At 39.2% G+C, this 23,330-nt stretch carries 21 protein-coding genes; 13 read left to right on the top strand and 8 right to left on the bottom strand.

Going from position 1 to position 23,330, the window contains the following annotated elements; all coding sequences use genetic code 11:
* Positions 1–219: 219 nt before the first annotated feature.
* Positions 220–1,326: a DNA replication/repair protein RecF gene (gene recF, locus BUF13_RS08430; protein ID WP_073571330.1), complete on the bottom strand. Its 1,107-nt coding sequence runs from the start codon at positions 1,324–1,326 to the stop codon at positions 220–222.
* Between the two features lie 91 nt (positions 1,327–1,417).
* Between recF and pdhA the strand changes: the two genes are divergently transcribed.
* The 7 genes from pdhA (at position 1,418) to BUF13_RS08395 (ending at position 6,562) form a co-directional block, all read left to right on the top strand.
* On the top strand, positions 1,418–2,437 hold the full coding sequence (pdhA, locus tag BUF13_RS08425; protein WP_073571329.1) for a pyruvate dehydrogenase (acetyl-transferring) E1 component subunit alpha: 1,020 nt from the start codon (positions 1,418–1,420) through the stop codon (positions 2,435–2,437).
* Positions 2,438–2,548: 111 nt separating this feature from the next.
* A complete protein-coding gene (locus tag BUF13_RS08420) occupies positions 2,549–3,262 on the top strand; it encodes a tetratricopeptide repeat protein (protein ID WP_073571328.1) in 714 nt (237 codons plus the stop codon).
* Positions 3,263–3,354: 92 nt separating this feature from the next.
* Positions 3,355–3,831, top strand: a complete 477-nt coding sequence (ribH, locus tag BUF13_RS08415; protein ID WP_073571327.1) for a 6,7-dimethyl-8-ribityllumazine synthase — start codon at positions 3,355–3,357, stop codon at positions 3,829–3,831.
* Between the two features lie 45 nt (positions 3,832–3,876).
* On the top strand, positions 3,877–5,199 hold the full coding sequence (locus BUF13_RS08410) for an aspartate kinase (protein ID WP_073571326.1): 1,323 nt from the start codon (positions 3,877–3,879) through the stop codon (positions 5,197–5,199).
* 150 nt (positions 5,200–5,349) lie between these two features.
* Positions 5,350–5,673, top strand: coding sequence for a DUF6787 family protein (locus tag BUF13_RS08405; RefSeq protein ID WP_073571325.1), 324 nt, complete (start codon positions 5,350–5,352; stop codon positions 5,671–5,673).
* Positions 5,674–5,748: 75 nt separating this feature from the next.
* Positions 5,749–6,159, top strand: coding sequence for an OsmC family protein (locus tag BUF13_RS08400; protein ID WP_073571324.1), 411 nt, complete (start codon positions 5,749–5,751; stop codon positions 6,157–6,159).
* 112 nt (positions 6,160–6,271) lie between these two features.
* Positions 6,272–6,562 (top strand): hypothetical protein, encoded by a 291-nt coding sequence (locus BUF13_RS08395; RefSeq protein ID WP_073571323.1) that lies wholly within the window; start codon positions 6,272–6,274, stop codon positions 6,560–6,562.
* A gap of 1 nt (position 6,563) precedes the next feature.
* Here BUF13_RS08395 and rlmF read toward each other — a convergent pair whose 3' ends face one another.
* The 3 genes from rlmF to BUF13_RS08380 all read right to left on the bottom strand — a co-directional run bounded on the left by rlmF (position 6,564) and on the right by BUF13_RS08380 (position 9,823).
* Positions 6,564–7,496 (bottom strand): 23S rRNA (adenine(1618)-N(6))-methyltransferase RlmF, encoded by a 933-nt coding sequence (rlmF, locus tag BUF13_RS08390; protein WP_073571322.1) that lies wholly within the window; start codon positions 7,494–7,496, stop codon positions 6,564–6,566.
* A gap of 22 nt (positions 7,497–7,518) precedes the next feature.
* Positions 7,519–8,247, bottom strand: coding sequence for an SIMPL domain-containing protein (locus BUF13_RS08385; protein ID WP_073571321.1), 729 nt, complete (start codon positions 8,245–8,247; stop codon positions 7,519–7,521).
* Positions 8,248–8,341: 94 nt separating this feature from the next.
* Positions 8,342–9,823 (bottom strand): M14 family zinc carboxypeptidase, encoded by a 1,482-nt coding sequence (locus tag BUF13_RS08380; protein WP_073571320.1) that lies wholly within the window; start codon positions 9,821–9,823, stop codon positions 8,342–8,344.
* Between the two features lie 82 nt (positions 9,824–9,905).
* Between BUF13_RS08380 and BUF13_RS08375 the strand changes: the two genes are divergently transcribed.
* On the top strand, positions 9,906–10,919 hold the full coding sequence (locus tag BUF13_RS08375; protein ID WP_073571723.1) for a dipeptide epimerase: 1,014 nt from the start codon (positions 9,906–9,908) through the stop codon (positions 10,917–10,919).
* Positions 10,920–11,033: 114 nt separating this feature from the next.
* On the opposite strand, the gene BUF13_RS08370 is transcribed toward BUF13_RS08375, so the two are convergent.
* Complete coding sequence (locus BUF13_RS08370; protein WP_073571319.1) at positions 11,034–11,729, bottom strand: response regulator transcription factor; 696 nt, start codon at positions 11,727–11,729, stop codon at positions 11,034–11,036.
* Positions 11,726–13,441: a sensor histidine kinase gene (locus BUF13_RS08365; protein ID WP_073571318.1), complete on the bottom strand. Its 1,716-nt coding sequence runs from the start codon at positions 13,439–13,441 to the stop codon at positions 11,726–11,728. Before BUF13_RS08365 ends, BUF13_RS08370 begins: the two co-directional genes overlap by 4 nt.
* Before the next feature lie 191 nt (positions 13,442–13,632).
* Between BUF13_RS08365 and lysA the strand changes: the two genes are divergently transcribed.
* The 5 genes from lysA to BUF13_RS08340 all read left to right on the top strand — a co-directional run bounded on the left by lysA (position 13,633) and on the right by BUF13_RS08340 (position 21,249).
* Positions 13,633–14,865 carry a diaminopimelate decarboxylase gene (lysA, locus tag BUF13_RS08360; protein WP_073571722.1) on the top strand — a complete coding sequence of 411 codons (1,233 nt, stop codon included), beginning with the start codon at positions 13,633–13,635 and terminating at the stop codon, positions 14,863–14,865.
* Positions 14,866–15,077: 212 nt separating this feature from the next.
* Positions 15,078–16,112: a PorP/SprF family type IX secretion system membrane protein gene (locus BUF13_RS08355; RefSeq protein WP_073571317.1), complete on the top strand. Its 1,035-nt coding sequence runs from the start codon at positions 15,078–15,080 to the stop codon at positions 16,110–16,112.
* 365 nt (positions 16,113–16,477) lie between these two features.
* Positions 16,478–18,565 carry a T9SS type B sorting domain-containing protein gene (locus tag BUF13_RS08350; protein ID WP_073571316.1) on the top strand — a complete coding sequence of 696 codons (2,088 nt, stop codon included), beginning with the start codon at positions 16,478–16,480 and terminating at the stop codon, positions 18,563–18,565.
* 3 nt (positions 18,566–18,568) lie between these two features.
* Positions 18,569–19,594, top strand: coding sequence for a PorP/SprF family type IX secretion system membrane protein (locus tag BUF13_RS08345; RefSeq protein WP_073571315.1), 1,026 nt, complete (start codon positions 18,569–18,571; stop codon positions 19,592–19,594).
* A gap of 125 nt (positions 19,595–19,719) precedes the next feature.
* Positions 19,720–21,249 carry a cryptochrome/photolyase family protein gene (locus tag BUF13_RS08340; RefSeq protein WP_073571314.1) on the top strand — a complete coding sequence of 510 codons (1,530 nt, stop codon included), beginning with the start codon at positions 19,720–19,722 and terminating at the stop codon, positions 21,247–21,249.
* On the opposite strand, the gene BUF13_RS08335 is transcribed toward BUF13_RS08340, so the two are convergent.
* Positions 21,246–22,325, bottom strand: a complete 1,080-nt coding sequence (locus tag BUF13_RS08335; protein WP_073571313.1) for a porin — start codon at positions 22,323–22,325, stop codon at positions 21,246–21,248. The two genes, BUF13_RS08340 and BUF13_RS08335, sit on opposite strands and share 4 nt — an antisense overlap.
* Positions 22,322–23,245 carry a mechanosensitive ion channel family protein gene (locus BUF13_RS08330; RefSeq protein WP_073571312.1) on the bottom strand — a complete coding sequence of 308 codons (924 nt, stop codon included), beginning with the start codon at positions 23,243–23,245 and terminating at the stop codon, positions 22,322–22,324. Before BUF13_RS08330 ends, BUF13_RS08335 begins: the two co-directional genes overlap by 4 nt.
* Positions 23,246–23,330: the final 85 nt, after the last annotated feature.

Raw genomic sequence — 23,330 nt, 5'->3', positions numbered from 1 at the left:
TAGCGGTACTCATATACTTCGCTTATTTGATCATTAGATTCTTGAGAGTAAAAATTAAGTAATGGAGTATATAAAGACATTACTATATCTGGCTGTAATATTTTTGATAGCCTTATTTTTAATCTCAATTGTGGTGATTGTGATAAAGAAAGCTTGGGGAATTCTAAAGGAAATTCAAAGAAATAAGGTAAACGCAAAAGCTGATAAAAATTGAGGGATTTATTGCTCCGCTTTTACTTTCCCGTTTTCCACTCCAAAAAAGTAAACCTCAGAATCCAGCTCGGTTAAAATAGAATGTGATCTTTCTGGTCGGGCATCCGTCAAAAAGATCTGTCCAAATGTATGCTTTGAGATCAACTGCATCATCTGAGCAATTCTTGTATCATCCAGCTTGTCAAAAATATCATCTAATAGCAAAAGAGGTTTTTCTCCTTTCTCTTTTTCAAAAACTTGGAATTGAGCCAATTTCAAGGCAATGATGAAAGATTTTTGTTGACCTTGACTTCCAATCTTTCGGATCGGATGTTCTCCAATTTGAAAATTGTAATCATCCTTATGAATCCCGGCATTGGAGTTTTTGGTGATGAAATCTTTCTTTCGAAGGGAGTTGAAATAAGCTGGAAAGTTTTCATCCAAGGCTTTTGAATCATAAACGATTGTTACTTTTTCCTGGCCCTGAGAAATTTCTTCATAGTGTGCCTGAAGCATCGGAGCTACTTCCAGCATTAGTTCCGACCTTCTTTTTGCCAAAGTTTGGCTTAAGGCAATCATTTGCTCGTCATAGCCTCCTAGCAAGGTCAAGTCTCTTCTTCCTGTTTCTGCAAATTGTTTGAGGAGGGCATTTCTTTGCTTTAAGAAGTGATGATAGCGAATCAGTTGATTTAGATAATTTCTATCCAATTGGGACAGAAGACCATCGAAGAATTTTCTTCTCCCATCGCTTCCTCCTTTGATGAGTTCTGTATCATCCGGTGCAATGAGTACCAAAGGGATCAAGCCGACGTGTTCTGCGGTCTTGTCCAGGGCTTTTGCGTTTTGCCAGATTATTTTCTTTTTCCCCAATTCAAAAGTGCATCGTACTTCCAAAGGCTTATGATCTAACTCAAATTGACCTTTGATTGCAAAAAAATCATGCTCATGGAGTACGTTCAAGGTGTCGCTAGATTGGATGGCGCTTTTGGTCAATGACAAATAATGAATCCCATCCAGAATGTTGGTTTTTCCGCTTCCATTGAGGCCAGTAAAGCAATTAATCTGGGGGCTAAAGTCCAGTCGGGTTTTCTGATGATTTTTAAATTGTAAGAGTTCCAGAGACTTTAGATACATCCGTTTGGGTAATTATTTTAGCGGCAGCCTTATTTTTAGGAGAGGTTGGTTATATTTGGGGCCTAAAATAGCATATTTTGATCATTACGATATGGCAAAGAAAACTGTAGCGACTAAGTCTAAGGTGAAATATTCGAAAGAAACTTATGCATTCTGGTATGAAAGCATGCTCTTAATGAGACGTTTCGAAGAAAAAGCCGGACAACTTTATGGTCAGCAAAAAATCAGAGGTTTCTGTCACCTTTATATTGGCCAGGAAGCTTGTGCTTCTGGTTCTATCTCTGCATTGGAAGAAGGTGATAAGTGGATCACCGCTTATAGATGTCATGCTCATCCACTAGGATTGGGTACAGATCCAGGAGCAGTGATGGCAGAGCTCTTCGGTAAAGCAACTGGAACTACCAAAGGGAAAGGTGGTTCTATGCACATATTTGACAAGGAGAAAAACTTTGTAGGTGGACACGGTATCGTGGGTGCTCAGGTTCCTATGGGCTTGGGTCTAGGCTTCGCCGAAAAATACAAAGGCACCAAAAACCTAGCAATTTGCTACATGGGTGATGGAGCCGTTCGTCAGGGAGCTGTTCACGAAGCTTTCAACTTGGCGATGCTTTACAAAACTCCAGTGATTTTTGTAATCGAAAACAATGGATACGCGATGGGTACTTCTGTGGCCCGTACTTCCAATGTGACCGAACTCTATCAAATCGGAGAATCTTATGACATGCCTTCTTTCCCAGTTGACGGGATGAATGTTGAAGCTGTTCATGAGGCAGTTTCTGAAGCAGCTGAGAGAGCGAGAAAAGGAGATGGTCCAACTTTGTTGGAATTCAGAACTTACAGATACAAAGGTCACTCTATGTCCGATCCTCAGAAATACAGAACCAAAGAGGAAGTAGAAGAATACAAGCAAAAAGATCCAGTTGAGCAGGTATTGAAAACCATTCAGGACAATAATATTTTGACTGAAGAAGAAATCAACGACATCATCGCCAAAGTGAAGAAAAAAGTGGCTGACGCAGTGAAATTTGCTGAAGAGTCACCATGGCCTGATGGACAAGATGCATTCAAAGATGTATATGTTCAGGAGGACTATCCTTTTGTAATGGAATAAACCTAATAACGAAGTTCAAAAGCCGTGATTCTCATTTGGTTTCATGGCTTTTTTATTGGGCTTTGTGAAAATCATAAAAAGCGTATATTTGCGACTCGAAAATTGAGTAACATGGCAACGAAACAATCTAAAAAAGTACACCCAGACCATCATAATGACCTTTTGGAGGATCCAGCAGCACTTGCGGAGTCTATTGGTCGTGGTGAAGCTTTTTTGAAAAAGAATAGCAAAGTATTAGGAGGAGTATTGATTGCAGCGATCATTTTGATCGGAGGGATCTTATTTTTCCAAATCAGCAATGCTAATAAAAATGAAGAAGCTCAGGAAGAAATGTTCCAGGCAGTTTACTTCTACGAGCAGGATAGTTTAGATTTTGCCTTGAATGGTGACGGTATCAATGCAGGTTTACTTCAGATCGTGGATGAGTATCCAAGAACTGAAGCTGCAAACCTTGCAAACTTCTACATTGGCTCTATCTACCTTTCTGAGAAAAACTTCACAGATGCGATCACTTATTTGGAGCAGTTCTCTGCTGATGACTATTTGATCCAAGGACAAGCGGATGCTTTGTTGGGAGATGCTTACTTGGAGACTGGTAATGTAGACAAGGCTATCTCTAACTATGAGAAAGCTACTAGCTATGAGCCAAACAAATATTTCACTCCTAAGTATCTTTACAAATTAGCTGTAGCATATGAAACAGCTGGTAAAACTCAGGACGCTATCGATGCTTACGCAGAGATCGAAGAGAAATACTTCGAGTCTTATGAGTTTGCTGGAGCACGAAAACAAAAAGCTCGCTTGGAAGGCCTTGCCGCTAAGTAATGCTTATTTATACGCAGAAATTAGAGGAGTAAGGCCCAAAAGGTCTTACTCTTTTTTTGTTATAGTCAATATCTATCAAAAACATCATACCTATGGCTACATCTCTTAAAAGCCTAAGTGAGCATAGCTCAAAAAACATCTTGGATATCAGCAATAAGAAATTTGCAATTGTAGTATCTGAGTGGAATGAAGACGTGACAGAAGCTTTGTACTCTGGAGCTTACCAAACTTTGGTTCAGTACGGTGCTGCTAAAGAAAATATCATAAGAAAGAATGTCCCTGGTTCATTTGAGCTTTCATTGGGAGGTCAATGGATGGCTCAGCAAGAGGAAATCGATGCTGTGATCTGCTTGGGTTGTGTGATCCAAGGAGAAACCAAGCACTTTGATTTTATCTGTGATGCAGTAGCTCAGGGAATTACCAATGTAAGCTTGAAATACAATAAGCCAGTAATCTTTGGTGTTTTGACTCCTAATACGCAGCAACAAGCACTTGACAGAGCTGGAGGAAAGCATGGAAACAAAGGTGACGAAGCTGCAATTACCGCTATCAAAATGCTCGGATTTTAAGAGACCTGCTCTCAAGCTATACCTATTACAAATACCTGTTTATTTATGAAAATAATGAAATTCGGAGGGACCTCAGTAGGGAAGCCCGAACGTATGCACCAGGTAAAAGACCTGGTAACCCGCGGAGATGAGCCGACTATTGTGGTTCTTTCTGCACTTTCTGGTACTACCAATGCTTTGGTAGGAATCGGAGATGCTTTGGCAAGCGCTGATCGAGTTTTGGCTAAAGAAAGAATCGATGAGCTTCATGCCCATTACTTGGATTTTTATCCAAAGCTTTTGAAAACTGATGAAGCTAGACAAATCGCTGAATCCATTATTAAGGAGCACTTTGAGTTCTTGAATATCATCTTGAAGATTTCTTTCAATGAAGCTATCAATCGTGATATTTTGGCTCAAGGAGAATTGTTGTCGACGAAGCTTTTCTATACGCTTTTGGGCGAACTAGAAATTCCAGCTGTATTCTTGAGTGCTTTGGATTTCATGAGCATAGATGAAAATTCTGAGCCTGAACTGAATAAAATTTCTGAGAAGCTGAAAGCTATTTTGGCTCAGCATCCTGGCCAAAAATTATTCGTGACTCAAGGTTATATCTGTAAAAACCACAGAAACGAAGTTGATAACTTGAAGCGTGGAGGTTCTGATTACACAGCTTCTTTGGTAGCAGCTGCCATCAATGCATCCGTATGTGAAATCTGGACTGATATCGATGGGATGCATAATAATGATCCTCGAATTGTAGACAGGACTCGTCCTATTGCGGAGCTTTCATTTGATGAGGCAGCAGAGTTGGCATATTTTGGAGCGAAAATCCTCCACCCAGCGTCTATTTGGCCGGCACAGCAATACAATGTTCCCGTAAGATTATTGAATACCATGGATCCAGAGGCTCATGGTACTTTGATCAAGGAAAATGTAGAAACTACTGGAGTAAAAGCGATTGCTGCAAAGGATGGGATCACTGCCATCAAGATTAAGTCTAGCCGTATGCTTTTGGCTTATGGTTTCTTGAGAAGGGTTTTTGAGATTTTCGAAAAATACAAGACACCAATCGACATGATTACCACTTCTGAGGTAGCTGTGTCTGTGACGATTGATGATTTATCCCATTTGAGCCAAATCTTGGAAGAATTGGAAGTTTTGGGATCAGTGGAAGTAGATCAAAACCAAACCATCGTTTGTATTGTAGGTAATTTGGTTTCCGAAACTCAAGGAGTTGTTAGATCTGTGCTGGATAGCGTGGATAATTTCCCGATTCGAATGGTTTCCTATGGAGGAAGTAGACACAATGTATCCTTATTGATAGATTCCAAATTCAAAAAAGACGCTCTTCAGCAATTGAATGAAGGGGTTTTTGTTTGGGATTAAAGATTAGATTCGTCATTGCGACCGAAGAGAAGCAATCTATTCTGGTTTATTTAAATAGACTTTGGGATCGCTTCGCTTCACTCGCGATGACGTTTTTTGCTTTAGAAAGGAACCACTTTTATTTAGACCATTTCCTATTATTTTTGTTTTATGTCCAAATCACCAAAAAAGGAACCATTTCTAAAACGGCTTCAAAGCAAATGGAAGCTTGACAGTGTCTTTCAGGTGATCATGGTTTTGGTTGTTTTTGCCTGTACAGGTTTTACAATCTTATTTATCAAAAGTCCGATTTTGGAATTTTTTGAAGTGGAAAAAGGGGGCTTTGTAAATACCATGTTGTATTTATTGCTCGTTCTTCCTCTATACCAGATTTTCTTGTTGATTTATGGCTTTATCTTCGGTCAGTTTCATTTTTTCTGGGAAAAAGAAAAACAGATTTTCCGGAGGATAAAAGGCTTATTTGTCAAGAAATGAGAAATGATTCAAACTATTTTCGGATCGAATCTCTTATACTAGTGAAGTAAATTTTTAACCCTAAATACTTTAACCATGATTAGAAAAGCAACTGCCGTATGGAAAGGCAGCGGAAAAGATGGCAAAGGCCATGTGAGTACACCAAGTACTGTTTTGGACAAGACCCAATATTCTTATTTATCCAGATTTGAAGATGGAGTTGGTACTAATCCAGAAGAGCTGATTGCTGCGGCACACTCAGGATGTTTTGCCATGAAATTGAGCTTCAATTTGAGCGGAATAGGCTTTGTTCCTGATGAATTGGATGTGACATGCAACATCACTTTTGAAGAAGGCGTTTTGAAAAAATCCCATTTGGTATTGAAAGCTACAGTGCCTGGAATCAGCGAAGAGCAATTTGCTGAGCAGGTAAAAGATGCCGAGGAAAATTGCCCGATTTCAAAAGTTTTGAATACCGAAATTTCAGTTGAGTACACACTCAATTGATTTTTGATAAAATATTGAAAAAAAATTCAGGTTCTTCGGAACCTGTTTTTGTTTTATTCGGTATAGGTATTGGACTTTATACAAAAGTCATTGAATACTAAACCACTATACTATGGAAGCTACCACACATCCATTCAAGAACTCTGGTTCTAATAGGATTACTTTTTTCATCCATGCGGCCATTACACTTGTGATTCTGTTGATTGCAGGATTCTTCCAAGGCTTTGGATTTGAAGGGGTTTTATTGCCTTTGATTCTAACTCCGATTGCTGCAGGTGTCAGTGGAATTATCTTTAAAAACACGGAGGAGTTGAGGTATTCTTCTGGTTTGAAAATGGGATTCGGATGGGCAATCGGATTTGCAGGTTATTTGGTTTTGATTCCGATGGCCTTGGCCCTTTAAATTAAGCCCATCGAAATTTTCTCCAATTTTCCTGCTGTTTTGGGGAAAGGTACGTCCAGGCCAAAAGTCTGGATTTTTTATTTCCCTGAGACATGGAGATTACTTTGCTTTCTACAATTCCTGCTTTATTCAATAGTGATTTTAATGGTTTGAGATTAGATTCTTTTGATAACAAGGATGTGAACCAAAAGACTTGATGATTAAATTTTTGGCTTTCTTGAATCATATTGCTGAGAAACTGTCTTTCACCTCCCTCACACCATAATTCCCCAGACTGGCCTCCAAAGTTCAGTTCAGATTTCTTCAGATTTAGATTTTTCAGTTTTCGCTGCGTTCCTTTTTGGGCTTCAGCTTCTGATTCATGGAAAGGAGGGTTACAGACCGTTAAATCGAAAAAGTCGTCGCTCTGGATGATTCCTTCAAAAATATGATTGGGGTTGGACTGCTTTCGAAGCTCGAGATTTTGGCTCAATCTCGAGTTTTTTGAAAGAATATTTTGAGCATTTTGGATGGAAACTAAATCCATTTCAGCCCCAGTGAAATTCCATTTGTAAATCGAACTACCCAAAATCGGATAAATCAAATTGGCTCCCGTACCGATATCCAAAATTTCAACCTTATTCCCTGTTGGGACTTTCCCTTTATTTTTCTCAGCTAATAAATCGGCTGAATAATGAATGTAATCGGCTCTTCCGGGGACAGGAGGACAAAGAAATCCATCAGGAATTTCCCAAAATTCGATTTGGTAAAAAGCTAAGAGTAAGGCTTTGTTGAGACTGATTACGGCTTTTGGATTTGAGAAATCCAAGGTTTCATTGCCGTATTCATTGGTAAAAACAAAATCAGAAAGCTCAGGAAATGCTTCACTGAGCTTTTTGAGATCGTATCTTTCTTGATGGAGATTTCTAGGATGAAGTCCGGATTTTTCGGCCATAGACAAAGGTAAGCCCTAGATTTTAATCTACCTCAAAAACCAGTTTCATGGTGATGGATGCGGTTTTGTTTTTGGAATTCGTATTGAAAGCGCCTCCCCAAGAATAATCCTCCCCTGAGTTTTGGCCTGTGATCTGGAATACTCCCATATTGGCAGAAATCAAATCATCCAGTTCGGACCCTGAATTTTCAGCAATTTTTTCGGCGCGAATTCTGGCATCTTCGGTGGCCTTTGCAATCATTTCCAGTTTCAAAGATTCCAATTCAGTATAGTAATACCGAGGTTGCTGTGAATAGAATGCAATTCCCTGATTGAGTAGTTCTGTGATTTCGCGGCTGATTTTTTCTACTTTTTCTACCTCTTTGGATTCGATTTGTAAGGATTGGTTGAGCTGATATCCAGTAAATGTCTGTCCCAAATACCTACCGTCATCCGAGTAGTTTTGTCGGTATTGAGGGTTTGTTGTGACTGCATTGAAAACCAATTGAGAGGCAGGAATCCCTTTGCTGACCAGATATTCTGTCACGGCTTTTCTATCTTTTTCCAGATTGGCATAGGCAGATTGAATGTCCGAACTATTTCTGCTGAAATTTCCCTCCCAGACAATCAGGTCCGATGTAAAATTACTTTCTCCCAGTCCGGTCACATTGATAGTGCCTTGATGTTTGTTCCTATTGATTACTGCATTGCCAAGGACGATGGCGGCCAAGACGATAGCAACAGAAAAAATGATTGCGGTAATTGATTTCATAACTGGTTGATTTAAAGGTAAAAACTAATTAAAAAGTAGAAAACAAAAAACCCGCCATTGAGACGGGTTTTTGGATTAATAAGAAATTTTAACCTTAATAGATCACCTGCTTGAACAATTGATCTTTAGGATTTGCCAAGTCAATCCAGTAACCATTGACTATTGCGAATTTTAAGTTTGTTCCATCTGAAAGGTAAAAATTCGGTTTAGATCCTGTTTTCCATCCAGCCGGGAAAGTGTTGGTGCTTTTCAAAACTAAGATTGGCAAGTTGTGGAGGTCTCCCGCTTCTCCGTTTTTAACCTTGACTGCCAAAAAGCCTTGATTTAGTAGCTCATAGGCTTTTTCGGAACTGATGTCTGAGATGTCATCAAAAGTAGTTTCATAAACTTTCCCTTCTTGATAATTCAAGCCGGTTGCATCCTTTTCTTCGAAGCCAAAGTAAACCTGCATATCTCCTAAATCAACGACGGATCCAGTCACATAATAGCTGTCACCTGCATTAGTTTCGTTTCTTCGGATTGACAAATCTACTGGGAAAGTCTTTCCTTCCACTTCTACATTCATCTCTTCGATTTTCAAATCCACCATTTGTAGATCGTTGTCTGGGATTGCAAAGTATTGCTCTGTGGTAAATTGCTCATAGCCTTTGGTAGCAATTTGCTCCAATGCATTCAAAATGATCATGAAATTGAGTTTCCGGATGTATTGTTTCTCCGGGTCACCCACATAGCCTCCAGACTCGATCAAGATGGTGCTTGTTCCCCATTTTTGGATGTTGTCTCCAAATGCTCTTGGCTCAAAGGAATCGTCATATTTCCCGACTCCGTTAGGAATTACGTGCTGAAGAACTTTGTCCATACCAACGATGATTTGCATTGCTTTGGCTCTTACATCATTGACATCCCTTTCATAATTGTATCCTGGAGCCAAAACAGAGATCGTTACCTGCTGAGGTGTGTTGACTACATTGTAATAAATCTGCTGATCGTGAAGGTTGAATCCGAATTCCGGTTCAAATGAATCTCTGGCACCTTTTAAGATGATTGCTTCTGGAGAAATCTGAGAAATGGCATCCCGATTTAAGTCAATGTCCAATGCATTTCTTCGCTGAAATTTATCTGACCCATCAGGATTTATCATTGGGATAAACTTGATGTGTAAGTTTTCATTCAGAGTGGTTCTTAATTCGTCGAATCCATCTCCAGAGGCTTCCAAAAAGTTGAATAAATCAAATAAGGCCATGGTGGCTGTACTTTCATTTCCATGCATTTGAGACCAAAGCATGACCTTGGTTGGGCCATTTCCCCAATCCAATGAAGAAATACTTTTTCCTTCCACAGACTTGCCCAATTCTTCTACTTTGAATGAATTGGCGTGCTTTTCAATCAGGGGCTGAAGGTCGGCATGCTTGAATCGGCGATGTGTAATAGCCGCTTCCTTGTTCTCCTCATAGGCTTGCTCGAGTTGCGAAACTTCCAAATGAGGTAATTCATTATCTGTTGCTGTTTTGCATCCACTTATAAAAACTAAAAACAGCAAAAACAGGCTAAATTGATTTCTGTTGATTAATTTCATGTCTTCAAATGATAGGGAATTAAAACTAGGTAAATCTGTTCAATTTCTCCTGATTCTGAATAAAAAAGCTAAAATTCAAACTATGAAACTCTCATATCAAGTTTATGACCTGCCCTTGAGGCATACATTTACCATAGCTCATCAAAGTCGTGATATTCAGGATACTTTGATTGTAAAGTTGGAAGATGCAGGTTTTTACGGTTTGGGAGAATCCACTACCAATCCATTTTATGGGATTACTATTCCCAATATGATGTTGGTTTTGGAGGAGTTTCGTCCAATTGTCGAAGGAGGAAACTGGGAAAGTCCAGAAGAATTATGGGCATTGGGAAAAGAGATTTTCAAGAATAACCCTTTTGCACAATGTGCATTGGATATGGCCGCTTGGGATTTGTTCACCAAGAAAAAAGGATTGAAGCTTTATGAATATTTGAAGTTGGATCCATCTGCAATCCCGACAACCAATTTCACTGTCGGCATAGATACTATCGAAAAGATGGTTCAGAAGATGAAAGAAGTGGATTGGCCTATTTATAAAATTAAACTAGGTACCCATGAGGACTTGGCAATCGTCAAAGAATTGAGAAAACATACCGATGCTGTTTTCAGAATTGACGCCAATTGCGCTTGGTCAGCTGAGGAAGCGATCCGTAATTCTGAAGAACTGGCAAAATTGGGAGTAGAGTTTATGGAGCAGCCTTTGGGAAAGGATGATTTGGAAGGAATGAAAGAAGTTTTCAAATATTCTAAACTTCCAGTAATGGCTGACGAAAGCTGCATCGTAGAATCAGACGTAAAGAAATGCCATGGTTTATTTCATGCAATCAATGTAAAGTTGGTAAAGGCTGGTGGAATTACTCCGGGATTGAGAATGATCTATGAGGCAAAAAAATTGGGAATGAAAACGATGGTGGGCTGTATGACAGAATCTTCAGTTGGTATTTCAGCCATTGCTCATATTGCACCACTCTTGGATTATGTGGATATGGATGGAGCGATGCTTTTATCACAAGATCCTGCAAGAGGTGTTGAAATTACTCCTGAAAAAGTCACTTTCCCAGATCGACCTGGGATTGGAGCTGAATTGGTAGATTGATAATGCTCTAGACTCTTCAAGGGTTTCAAACTCTTGAAGTTTGTTTTTTAAAAACACAAAACCCGAAGATCATCACCTTCGGGTTTTTTAGAATTTATTGTTGTAGAGTTGGTATTATGCGTCGCCTACGATCAGTTTGAATCCTTCACCATGTACAGTGATGATCTGGACTTTTGGATCGTCTTTTAATATTTTTCGGATTTTACTCAAGTAAACGTCCATGCTTCTCGCATTGAAATAACTGTCGTCTCCCCAGATTTGCTTCAATGCATGGCTTCTGTTTACCAGCTTATTCATTTCAGCAGCTAAGATTCTTAGGAGCTCGTTTTCCTTGGAAGTGAGTTTGTGTTTTCCTTTTGGTCCATCTAAAATCTGCTCATCATAGTGTAGCTCGAAATCTCCAAATTTGTAAACCTTCAATTGTGTTACCTCCTGAGATTTCTGAGTTCTTCTCAAAATAGCTGTTACTCTTAGAAGGAGTTCTTCCATGCTAAAAGGCTTGGTGATGTAGTCATCCGCACCGATCCTTAGACCTTCAATGATATCGTCTTTTTGATTTTTGGCTGTCAAAAATAAGATTGGAAGATCATCTTGAACCTTTTTGATTTCTTTGGCAAGCGTAAAACCATCCTTTTTGGGCATCATGATATCCATCAGACAGAGATCATATTTGTCCTTCTTGAATTTGTTCCAGCCTTCTTCTCCATCTCTGCAAAGAGTTGGCTCATAGCCTTTCATTTCCAAATATTCCTTGAGGATATCACCCAAATTTGGGTCATCTTCCACTACCAATAGTTTCGCTTTGCTCATTGTTTTTTGGGTAGATTTATGGTAAAAGTACTTCCTTTTCCGAGCTCACTTTGGACAGAAATACCTCCTTTATGTGCTTCCAGCATGGTTTTCACATAAGAAAGTCCCAATCCAAAACCTTTGACATCATGGATGTTTCCGGTAGGAACTCTATAAAATTTATCAAATATTTTTCGTTGAGCATCTTTGCTCATTCCTATTCCTTGATCTGAAATATTCACATATACTTGGTCGGAATCCTCCCAAGCCCGAATTTTTATCTCAGGGCTTTCAGGTGAATATTTATTTGCATTGTCCAATAGATTGTTGAAAATATGAGTCAAATGGAACAAATCTCCTTGCACTTTTCCAGATGTCAATTCATTTTCAAATTCAATGGACCCTTCTCTCTTTTCTACTTGAAGAGAAATATGATCCACTGTTTCTACAAGTAGGTCAGACAAATTAACTTCTTCGATTTTTAGTTTGAAATCCTTTTTATCCAACGCAGCAGCCTGAAGAACGTTTTCTACTTGAGCAACTAGACGTTTGTTTTCGTCTTTTATGATTCCCAAATATCTTGCCCGAAATTTATCTTGAGAGGAGAGTTCCGGGTCTTGAAGGGCCTCAACAGCCAAACTCACAGTTGCCAATGGAGTTTTGAACTCGTGAGTCATATTGTTGATAAAATCGTTTTTGGTTTCGGAAAGAGCCTTCTGTTTGAAAATGACTCTAATTGCATAAATGAAACACCAGATGATTATTCCGATGAAAAGGATAGAGGAAGAAACAGGAAGCCAAACCTGACGAATTACATGTTGGCTTTTATCGGGAAAGTAGATGAAAAGGTAGTTTTCTTTATTTCCGAAAATGTCATTTGGAAAGAGTTTGGCCTGGACCCCATACTGTACCAATCGGAACGGTTCTTTTACTGTCCCAATAGGCATCAGAAGCTTATCATCTTTCAGAAGTCCCAGCTCAAAGTCTTCATAAATACCACGTTCTAGGAGGTGGTTTTTTACCAATTTTCGAACTTGAGAAGTGTCTAGTCTGTCTAGAATGGCTTGATTACCAGCTGATAATTCTTCCCAAGCCTGATTGATCATATCGATCTTAAGGTTTGTTTTTTGGATCTTTTGAAGCTCTTCCTCTGAGATATTTATTTGCTGGTCAAGTCTTTGGTCTAAAGAAGGTGGAGCTTGTGTGAGGCTATAGACTTCCATTTTACTGATATACTGAAGTTGCCTTTCCTTTTCTTCTAAAAGGACTGCCATCTCATCAGGAGTGAAGATTTTGGAGGCTACTTCAGGAGTCATGCGAGTAAAAAATGTCTCCAATTCATTCATTTCTGAAATATTGATCCCTCTAGATTCCAGCATCCTTTTGAAAGTTGCGCTTACTTGAGGGACTGGCTCTATATTCAAAGTGTCGACAATAGAGGGGCCTCTTCGAAAACGTTGCCGAGGCTTGATTTCGAAATTGATAGGTTCAATTTTCTCAAATAATGTTTCTTGTAAAGCAGGATCATTGATTAATTGTCCCAAAAATATGTCAGTGGCCTCACTTTTCTCCAATTGATCTACCGTACCAGTCAAGGCTTGGTAGACATCTTGGTCGAAGCGATCCTGATAAATACGAATGGCATTATTCACCCAGTAATACTGAAAAGCCACCAAGCCAAGGCTGGCAACAGACATCAGAACGATAATAAAGGTGATTTTACTCTTGGACATGCTACAAATTTAAAGGCTTTGTGAGGCCATATATTAGGGTTAACAATATTTAACGGGCTGAGCTAAAGGTGTTTTCTGTTCTTTTCGCCTCATCAATAGTGTATTTGTGAACATATTTAGTGCTTGAAAAGATCCCATATCTTTCTTCATTCCGGGCCTATTTTTCTATCTTTGAACGCAAATTTCAAACCATGTCAAGCGTTCAAAAACCTACTCAGATTCAAGGTATTCCTTTTGCTTCAATAGCGGAGGAGTTTGGTACTCCAGTTTATGTTTATGATGGAGAGAAGATTACCAGTCAAGTGAAAGCAATCCAAAATGCATTCTCTTCTATTCCTCTCAAAATCAAATATGCAACAAAAGCTCTATCCAATATCAATATCTTAAAATTGATTAAAAAAGCAGGTGCCGGGATCGATGCAGTGTCAGTGGAAGAGGTACGCTTGGGTATGATGGCGGGATTCAAAGCCGAAGAAATCATGTATACTCCTAGTGGTGTTGGGTTTGAGGAGATTGAGGAAGCAGTTGCTTTGGGTGTCATGATCAACTTGGACAGTATTCCTTTGATGCGTCAGTTTGGAGATAAGTATGGAGATAGTGTTCCAGCTTGTATTCGAATCAATCCACACATTATGGCTGGAGGCAATTTGAAAATTTCTACTGGACATAAAGCCAGCAAGTTTGGGATATCAGTAGATATGCTTCCTGAGATTTTGGAAGTGGTGAAGGAAAAACAATTGAAAATTGTTGGACTTCATATTCACACCGGATCTGATATTCTGGATGCTGAGATCTTCTTAAGAGGAGCAAATGTCCTTTTTGATGCAGCAAAACAATTTCCAGATTTGAGATTTATTGATTGTGGAGGTGGTTTTAAAGTAGCATATAAGGCTGGAGATCCGTACACTGATATTGATGAGGTTGGAGAAAAAGTAAGTAAAGCTTTTAGAGATTTCTGTGATCGATATGGGAAAGAACTGGAGCTTTGGTTGGAGCCAGGTAAGTTTTTGGTAAGCGAAAGCGGTTATTTCTTGGTTAAAGCTAATGTGGTTAAAAAATCTCCTTCAATCACATTTGTCGGGGTAGATTCAGGTTTGAATCATTTGATCCGACCTATGATGTATGATGCATATCATGATGTATATGCATTGAATAATCCAGAAGGAAATGAGGCCACATACAATGTGGTAGGATATATCTGTGAAACCGATACCATTGCTGCAGAAAGGCAAATGGGAGAAGTCAAAGCAGGTGATATTTTGGTAATTAAAAATGCGGGGGCCTACGGATATAGTATGGCTTCTAATTATAATTCAAGGTTAAGGCCTGCAGAGGTTTTGGTTTGGGAAGGAAGAGCACAATTGATTAGGAAGCGAGAAACCTTTGAGGATATAACTCATAATCAGGTGATTCTGAATTTATAGAAAATCATTCATTGAATTGTAGCGGGCTTTGGTATAGTTATTGAGTATGGAGTGGGAGTTTTTGTGGGGATTCACAAAAAATTATATCAAGGTCTGAAACAATATGATTGATCGCCCCAATCGTGAGCCCTAGTAGTTTCACAACCTTTAAGAATCTAGATTTCTGCAGGAGAGTTTTGAAGCTTTCCTTTGTTTGAAATTGGGGGATCGGTATGAAGAAAAGGATATTATTTGGGATGCTTTTTTTGATAGGGCTTAGTTTGACTACTAGAGCCCAGGATGTACAGTATTCTCAATTTTATGCTGCCCCTCTTTATCTGAACCCTGCCTTGACCGGAGCCTCTGAATTAACCAGAATTGGGGTCAACTACCGAAACCAATGGCCGGGTCTAGATCAAAATTTTAACTCCTATTCCTTTTATATCGATCATTACATCTTTGACTACAATAGTGGGATTGGACTGATCTTTAATGGGAATCGTGAAAGCATGGCAAATTTGGCAACCAATGAAATCGGTCTTTCCTATGCATACAAGCTTCAATTGGGGGAGGATACCTATTTCAGATTGGGGGGTCAGGCAAGTTACATGCAGCGAGATGCTTTCTTCTCTGATCTCGTTTTCGGTACCCAGATTGATATCATCAATGGATCAATTGGAGGAATTACCGATGAATTAGATGGTATACCTATCGATAGCAGATACAATTTTTTTGATTTTGCTTTTGGTGGGATGTTCTATACAAATAATATTTGGCTAGGTGCTTCTGCCCATCACCTAAGTGAGCCCAATGTCTCTTTCGTTGAAGGGAATATCTCCAAACTTCCGATGAAGCTTTCAGCTCAGGGCGGGATCAAATTTGATTTGACTGGAGGAAGAAGGGATTATTTCACGCATGAATACCAAGAGCGAGCTATTTCATTCGCCTTTAATTACAAGCAACAAGACCCGTTTAATCAGCTGGATATCGGAACTCAATTGTATTTGGATCCCTTGGTGCTCGGATTATGGTATCGAGGTCTTCCAACTAAAAACTCACTCCCAAATAATGAAGCGGTTATCGGCTTGGTAGGAGTTTCCTTACCAACTGGATTAGATATTGGTTATTCATATGACGTAACCATCTCAAAATTAGGGCTGAAAAACTCTGGTGGAGCCCATGAAATCTCCATTACATATCGGTTTTTGTGGGGAGATCCTAAAAGAAGAAACCAAAGAGCAAGGACAATCCCATGCTTTAGATACTGATTTTTGCCATTTCTTCTGCAATCGAAGAAAAAATTTCAAAAAAAATTCAAAATTTTTTTAAGGCCTGATTTTCAGGCCTTTTTTCATTTCATATCCTAAAAAAAGCTTCCTATTCTGAGTTTTTTGAAAATGGTAGAATTTGAAGAAAAATAATACTTTTTAAAGCTGCATTTCATTTCCGGGACTGCTTGCGAAACGTTTGCATAAAAGAATTATTATATCCTTATTTCATGAAATTAGTAAAAATAAAGAATATCATTTTGCTGTATTTAACTTACAAAAAATAATATTCTAAAAAATGAAATACACAAAAGGCAATTTATAAGGCAAATTTTACCCGTTAAAAGCACTCTTGAGAGATTAAAATGAAAAAAAGGCTTATGTCATATGGAAGGATTACAACAATGCTCTTATTGGGCATTGGTTTGATTATCCCTGCCTATGCCCAATTTTCTTTTGAAATCCCCAAAGAGTCCAATGCTCGAATTTTATCCTATGATGGAATCCAAGTAGAGGTGTCCGGTAAATTGGCGCTTTGTTCTCATCAGGAAAGAGGGCATATCATATTGGACGTCAAAGGTGGAACTGCTCCTTATACTTTCCTTTGGAATACCAATGAGACTTCTCAAAACAGAAATAATCTTTACGCGGGCACTTATACGGTTGAAATTACTGATGCCAAAGGCCTGAAATATGTAGAGCGTATCGTGGTGCAACCTCCATTTCCACTCATTTTAGAAGAAATTGAAACGAAAGATGCCACTTGTGGAACTGGTAATGATGGCTATGCAAAAATTGCCGTGAAGCTCGGAAGGAATGAATATGAGGATGACAATGTCCCATATAAAATTTATTGGAGCAATGGTCTTGAGGATGTCTGGGAAGCTGATAACCTAAGCCCAGGAACCTATACAGTTCGGGTGGCTGATAAATATAACTGTGACATCACAGTAAGTTTTGATATTAAGGCCGCAGCTGAAGGAATTTCAGTTAGCGAAAATATATTCGATGCTTCATGTGGGGGAAATTCCGATGGGAATATCTCCCTTTCTGTTTCTGGTGGAGTAGCACCTTATACCTATTCTTGGAGCAACGGATCGACAAGCAAGGATCTTTTGGATGTGAAAGCTGGAATCTATGATGTTTTGATTCAAGATAGCAAAGGCTGTACTTTCCAAGGCTCCTATAGAGTAAAGCAACCAGATGGATTCACCATTCAAGAGACCGTTTCTGTTCCGACCTGTGAAGGATCTGAAAATGGTAAAATCGAACTTCAGGTAAGTGGAGGCACCGCGCCTTTTTCATATACATGGAGCAATGGTGCAAACACAAAATCGATTGAAAATTTAGGTGCTGGAATATATTCAGTTTCGATTTCTGACGCATCTGGCTGTAGCTTCCAAAAAACATTCTCGATTCAAGCAGACGCTCCATTAGAACTGGAGTTAGTTCAATCCAAAGGAATCAGCTGCTCAGGAGAAAATGATGGTGAAATTGAAATTGCTGTCAGTGGTACTAAAGGAGAAGCGAAAATCCTTTGGTCTGATGGAGTAGAGGGAGAAACACATCGACAAGGTTTAGCTGCTGGAGAATATGAAGTTCAAGTTTCAGATGCTAGTGGTTGTACTATTTCTCAAGTTATTCAACTTACACAAAGCGCTGCAATTCAAGCTAGAATCGAAAGTGTGCTAGATGTCAATTGTGAAGTTGGTTCAGTGATGGGAAATGCTTGGGTGTCTATTCAAGGAGGAATGGAACCTTATCAAATCACTTGGAGCACAGGTGAAGAAAACATGCGTGAAATCACCTTTAATAAAACCAGCACATTAATAGTAACAGTAGAAGATGCCTTGGGCTGTAAGGTTCAAGCAGAAGCTAAAGTGGACTTCCCTTCCAATGCAGTTTCCCAAAATGGAAGGTTGCAATTCAACTACCGGAAGCTTGAGATCAACTCAGAGCCTGAGGTATTGACCGATGAAGAAATTCTTTTTGAAAGTGTTATCGATCCAGAGTTCATTGCTTGGCAATGGGAATTTGGTGATGGAAATACTTCAAATGATAAAGACCCCATTCACGTATTTGAATCCCCTGGAACCTACGAGGTAAAACTTACAGGTTTCGATATATATGGTTGTTCTTCTTTTGAGACCAATGCAATTGAAGTAACCTCGATTACCCCACAAGTGGTCATTCCAAATGCCTTCACCCCCAATGGAGATGGTTTGAATGACTCATTTATCCCAAAAATGAAAGGCATCAATTCATTTTCCATGGATGTCTTCAACACTTGGGGAGAAAAATTATACACAACAACAGGGCTTGAATCCAAAGGCTGGGACGGTACCTACAAGGCACAATCCCTTTCTGCTGGAAACTACCTGTACAAAATCACCTATACCGACCGGGAAGGAACCCAAACAGTCCGAACCGGCGGTATCACCCTAATAAGATAGATAATGAGAAAAATCTACATGTTTATCATCCTCAGTATTGCCAGCCTGAGCCTCAAGGCTCAGGATGTGCAATATTCTCAATTCTATGCAAATCCCCTATACCTAAACCCCGCCATGGCTGGAGCTTCGGAGATGACAAGAATTGGTGTAAGCTACAGAAATCAGTGGCCAGGATTGGATCAGTCTTTTACTTCATATTCAGCATATATAGATCATTATATATTCAGTGCGAATAGTGGGGTAGGTTTGATTTTCAATCAGTCACAACAAAGCATGGCTAATCTTCAGGTATCTGAAATTGGTGCTAATTATTCTTACCGAGCTCGATTGGGCTTCCGTTCTTTCCTAAGAATAGGTGGACAAGTTTCTTATATGGATAGAGATGCCTATTTCGGAGATTTGGTCTTTGGAAGTCAAATCGATGATCAAACAGGATCAATCGGAGATTATTCAGGTGAAAATTTAGGAGCCGATAGCCGTCATCAGTTTGTAGACTATAGCTTTGGTGCTTTGTTTCACAATGAAAACTTCTGGTTGGGGGTTTCAGCTCATCATGTTACCCAGCCAAATATCTCTTTCCTAGATGATCAAATCAGTGAATTGCCCCTTAAGATGTCAGCTCATGGAGGTGTAAAATTGGATCTTTCTGGAGGGTCTTCTACTGAGTTTTTCACCCAAAGAACAGGCACCAAAGAATTAACTTTTGCATTCAATTATAAAAACCAAGGTCCTTTTACCCAATTGGATTTAGGAACTCAAGTCAATATCCAACCCCTTGTTTTGGGAGTTTGGTACCGAGGAATTCCAGTTTCAGACAACTCACAACCAAATCATGAGTCAGTCATAGCCCTAGTAGGAATTTCATTGGGTGGGGGATTAGATGTTGGCTATAGCCATGATTTCACACTTTCTTCCCTTGGCAACGCGAATACAGGTGGTGCAAATGAGATTTCATTGCGCTACAGTTTCTTGGCTGGTTCCGCGAAAGGAAGGGGAAGAAAGTCCTCCATGCCATGTTTTAAGTATTGATTTAAACCCGGATTATGCAATAGGTTTCGTCATGAAGCAATTAATGGATGAAATAGAATTACTAATGCATATTTCGGGTTAAACATTGGATCAAGAAAAAGGCTTTATACTTAAAGCCTTTTTTTATGCCCAAAACTCTCAGATTAATCTTAGGTGATCAGCTGAATTCAACTCACTCTTGGTTTGAGTCTCCCAATGAAAATGTCATTTATTTGATGGCAGAAATGAGACAAGAAACTGACTATGTCAAGCATCATATTCAAAAAGTGATGGCATTTTTTACTGCTATGAGATGCTTTGCTGATCATCTAAAAAATGAGGGTAGGCATGTCAGATATTTCAAATTGGATGATCCAGAAAATCCCCAGAAACTAGATCAAATTATTACTAATCTTATCCAAAAGGAAGGTATTGAGAAGTTTGAATATCAGCTTCCTGATGAATATAGGCTTGACCAACAGCTTAAAGATATTTGTAAGTTGATTTCCATAGATAGTGAGCCTTTTGACACAGAGCATTTCCTTACTGAACGCTCCTTTTTAGCTCAATATTTTGAAGGGAAAAAGACTTACCTGATGGAGTCTTTTTATCGTGATATCAGAAAGAAATTTGAAATCTTAATGGATGGGAAAGAGCCGGAGGGAGGAAAATGGAACTATGATCACGATAACCGATCTGCTCTGACAGATAAGAGATTGCTTCGAAAGCATCTTGAATTCAAACATGATTTGAGTAATATCTATCAAATGATTCAGGATCAGAAAATCGAGACCTTTGGCAATGTAGATCCAAAAAATTTCCCTTGGCCCATTTCCAGAACTGAATCATTGGACTTATTGGATCATTTTTGCGAAAATCTCCTGATTCATTTTGGAGATTATCAGGATGCTTTGACTACCTGGGATCCCTTTTTATTCCATTCCAGGCTGAGTTTCGCTCTCAATACAAAAATGATTTCTCCTATGGAAGTGGTGAGAAAAGTGCAATCTCATTGGCATGAAATGAGAGATGAAATTTCTATTTCTCAGGTAGAAGGATTTATCCGACAGATTATTGGCTGGAGGGAATATATGCGGGGAATTTATTGGGCAAAAATGCCAGAATTTTCGAAGATGAATTTCTTTGGCCATGACAGGAAATTACCTTCATGGTTTTGGACAGGAAAGACCAAAATGAAATGTATTTCGCAGTCCATTAATCAAAGTTTGGACTTGGCCTACGCTCACCATATTCAAAGGTTAATGGTAATCGGAAACTTTGCTTTATTGGCGGGAATCGATCCTGACGAGGTTGATGCTTGGTATTTGGGGATTTATATTGATGCGATAGAATGGGTAGAAATTACCAATACCCGAGGGATGAGCCAATTTGCTGATGGGGGAATTGTGGGAACCAAACCCTATGTGTCGTCCGCCAATTATATCAAAAAGCAGGGCAATTATTGTACACACTGTGCCTATAGCTCCAATCAAAAAACTGGAGATAAGGCATGCCCTTTCAATAGTTTGTATTGGCATTTCTATGATAGAAATCGAGAGTTTTTGGAGAAAAATCCACGTATTGGAATGGCTTATAAAACTCTGGATCGAATGAAAAATAAAGCCCAGATTTTGAAACAGGCAGATGAATATCTAGAACGGATCGAGGAGCTTTAATCAAAGTTGAAAGCCAAGGAAGTCAGAACAAAAAACATATTTGAATTGGCTAGATCATCTTGAAATCCCAAATAAGCTCTTCCCGGGGCCTCCAAATATCTTCCTTCTACTCTCAGGGTCGCAAAATTTTCAAAAATGTAATCCACGTTCAGAGATAATCCACTGGCTTTTATACCCAAATTCGAATAGCTGGTTGCAATTGCTTGAAATTCATCATCGTAATGCTCGACTCGAAATGCAGAGGCAAAATTCTCAGTAAATTGATATTGAGTGATCAATGCAAATCCCCACCAATTGGGATTAAATCCATCGGGTAAGGTCCTTTTTCCAGCGTCCAAAGCAGCTTTTACTTTCCATTTTTCTCCTAAATCAAATTCACCATAGAGATTGCTGAAATAAAGCATGGTTCCAGCTTCATTACTCTGATCAGTTCCCAAAAAAGTAGACCAATTGAAAGTGGTTTTTACCGAAGGCGTAAATTTAGCTTGTGTCCCAAAAGAGGGCTTGTTTTTTCCTTTGATAAACTGAACTCGTTGCCAGCCATTCAGAACCAAAAATGCAAAGTACCATTCTGGACTCTTTTGCCAACTTAATTGTGCTCCTGTTTCGAAATAAGGACTGTTTTCAGCAATAATAGATCTTGAAAGTGTCAAGTTGTCCGTAGAAACTGCACTTTCAAATCCAATATGTGAAGGCAAAACGCCCGCATCAATCCAGATGGTTTTTTCAGGGTTGAGAGCATAGCCAACATTTGCTTGATTGATCCAGCGAAGAGCTTTGGGCTCAGAAGCATAATTATCCTGTGCATAGGTTCCCTGCTGCAACCCCAAGTTTGCGCGAACCCGATCTGCTTCCAATTGGAAAGTAATTAAGGCAAGATTGACTGCAAAGCGATTAGGCCGCGCATGATTATACAGAAAGGGCAATCGCTTTGGATCTCCTGCCTGCTCATTATTATCAGAGCCATAGTAGAGATCCAAAAAGCCCCTCAATTCAATAGTCGCTTTCTGTTCATTTTCCTGCGAAAAAGCGGGAATACAAATCAATGCTAAAAAACAGAAAGCTAGTTTTTTCATTTTTCTATGGCTTCTTGATCCAAAGCAATTCTAGTTCTTGGGAGAGATTCTGGAAAATTCTTTTGAATGTATTCTATCATTTTTTCTCTCACATGCACTCTCAAATCCCATGCAGTTGGAGAGTTTTTGGCAGAAACCAAGATTCGGCTTTCCACGGTCCTTTCCTTTGCTTCGGTAACCTGCAAAACCTTCACTTTCTTATCCCAAAGAGGAGTATTTTCCAATATTCTATCCAATTCTTCTCTGAGTGCATCAAAGGAAACTCTATAATCAGTATATAAAAATACTGATCCGATGATATCAGCAGAGGTTCTTGTCCAGTTTTGAAATGGTTTTTCCAAAAAATAAGTAGTTGGCAAGACGAGTCTTCTTTGATCCCAAATTCTTACTACGACATAAGTCAGGTTGATTTCTTCGATCCATCCCCATTCATTTTCTACTACTACGGCATCGTCTAATCGAAAAGGCTGTGCAAAGGCTATCTGAATCCCAGCTACCAATGTTCCGATTGCTTTTTGTGCGCTGAAACCGATGATGATACCCGCCAAGCCAGCAGAGGCAAAAACGCCCACTCCAATTTTCCTTATCTCCTCAAAGGAAATTAGAATCAAGCCAATACCAAGTACGATGATGACGAAATTGACTATTTTTTGAAGAATGTTTAGCTGGGTATAGACTTTCCTAGCCCTCAGGTTGTCTTCTTTTCCAATGTCAAATTGCTTCAAAAAACCTCTTTTAAGAATCCCTGTCAATACCAAAAGGCACCAGGTGAATCCAGTAATGATTAGCACTGTATTGATATGTGGAAGCCAACCAAGGATCCCTTCCCAATTTTGTGATTCCCCTCGAAAATATAGTTTGGCAGCCACCAATAGGGTAGTTACCAGAAGAGGAAAAATTAATCTTCTGTAGATTTTCATAAGAATAGTAGGTTTGAGTTAGGGGAGAAGTTAAACAAGGATTGAATGGATACAAAAAAAACCGCCAAAAAGCGGTTTTAATTCA

Source organism: Algoriphagus zhangzhouensis (assembly GCF_900148515.1).
GTDB classification, from domain to species: Bacteria; Bacteroidota; Bacteroidia; order Cytophagales; family Cyclobacteriaceae; genus Algoriphagus; species Algoriphagus zhangzhouensis.
The sequence above is the reverse complement of the archived record's forward strand: the minus strand, read 5'-3'. Positions and strand labels throughout refer to the sequence as shown.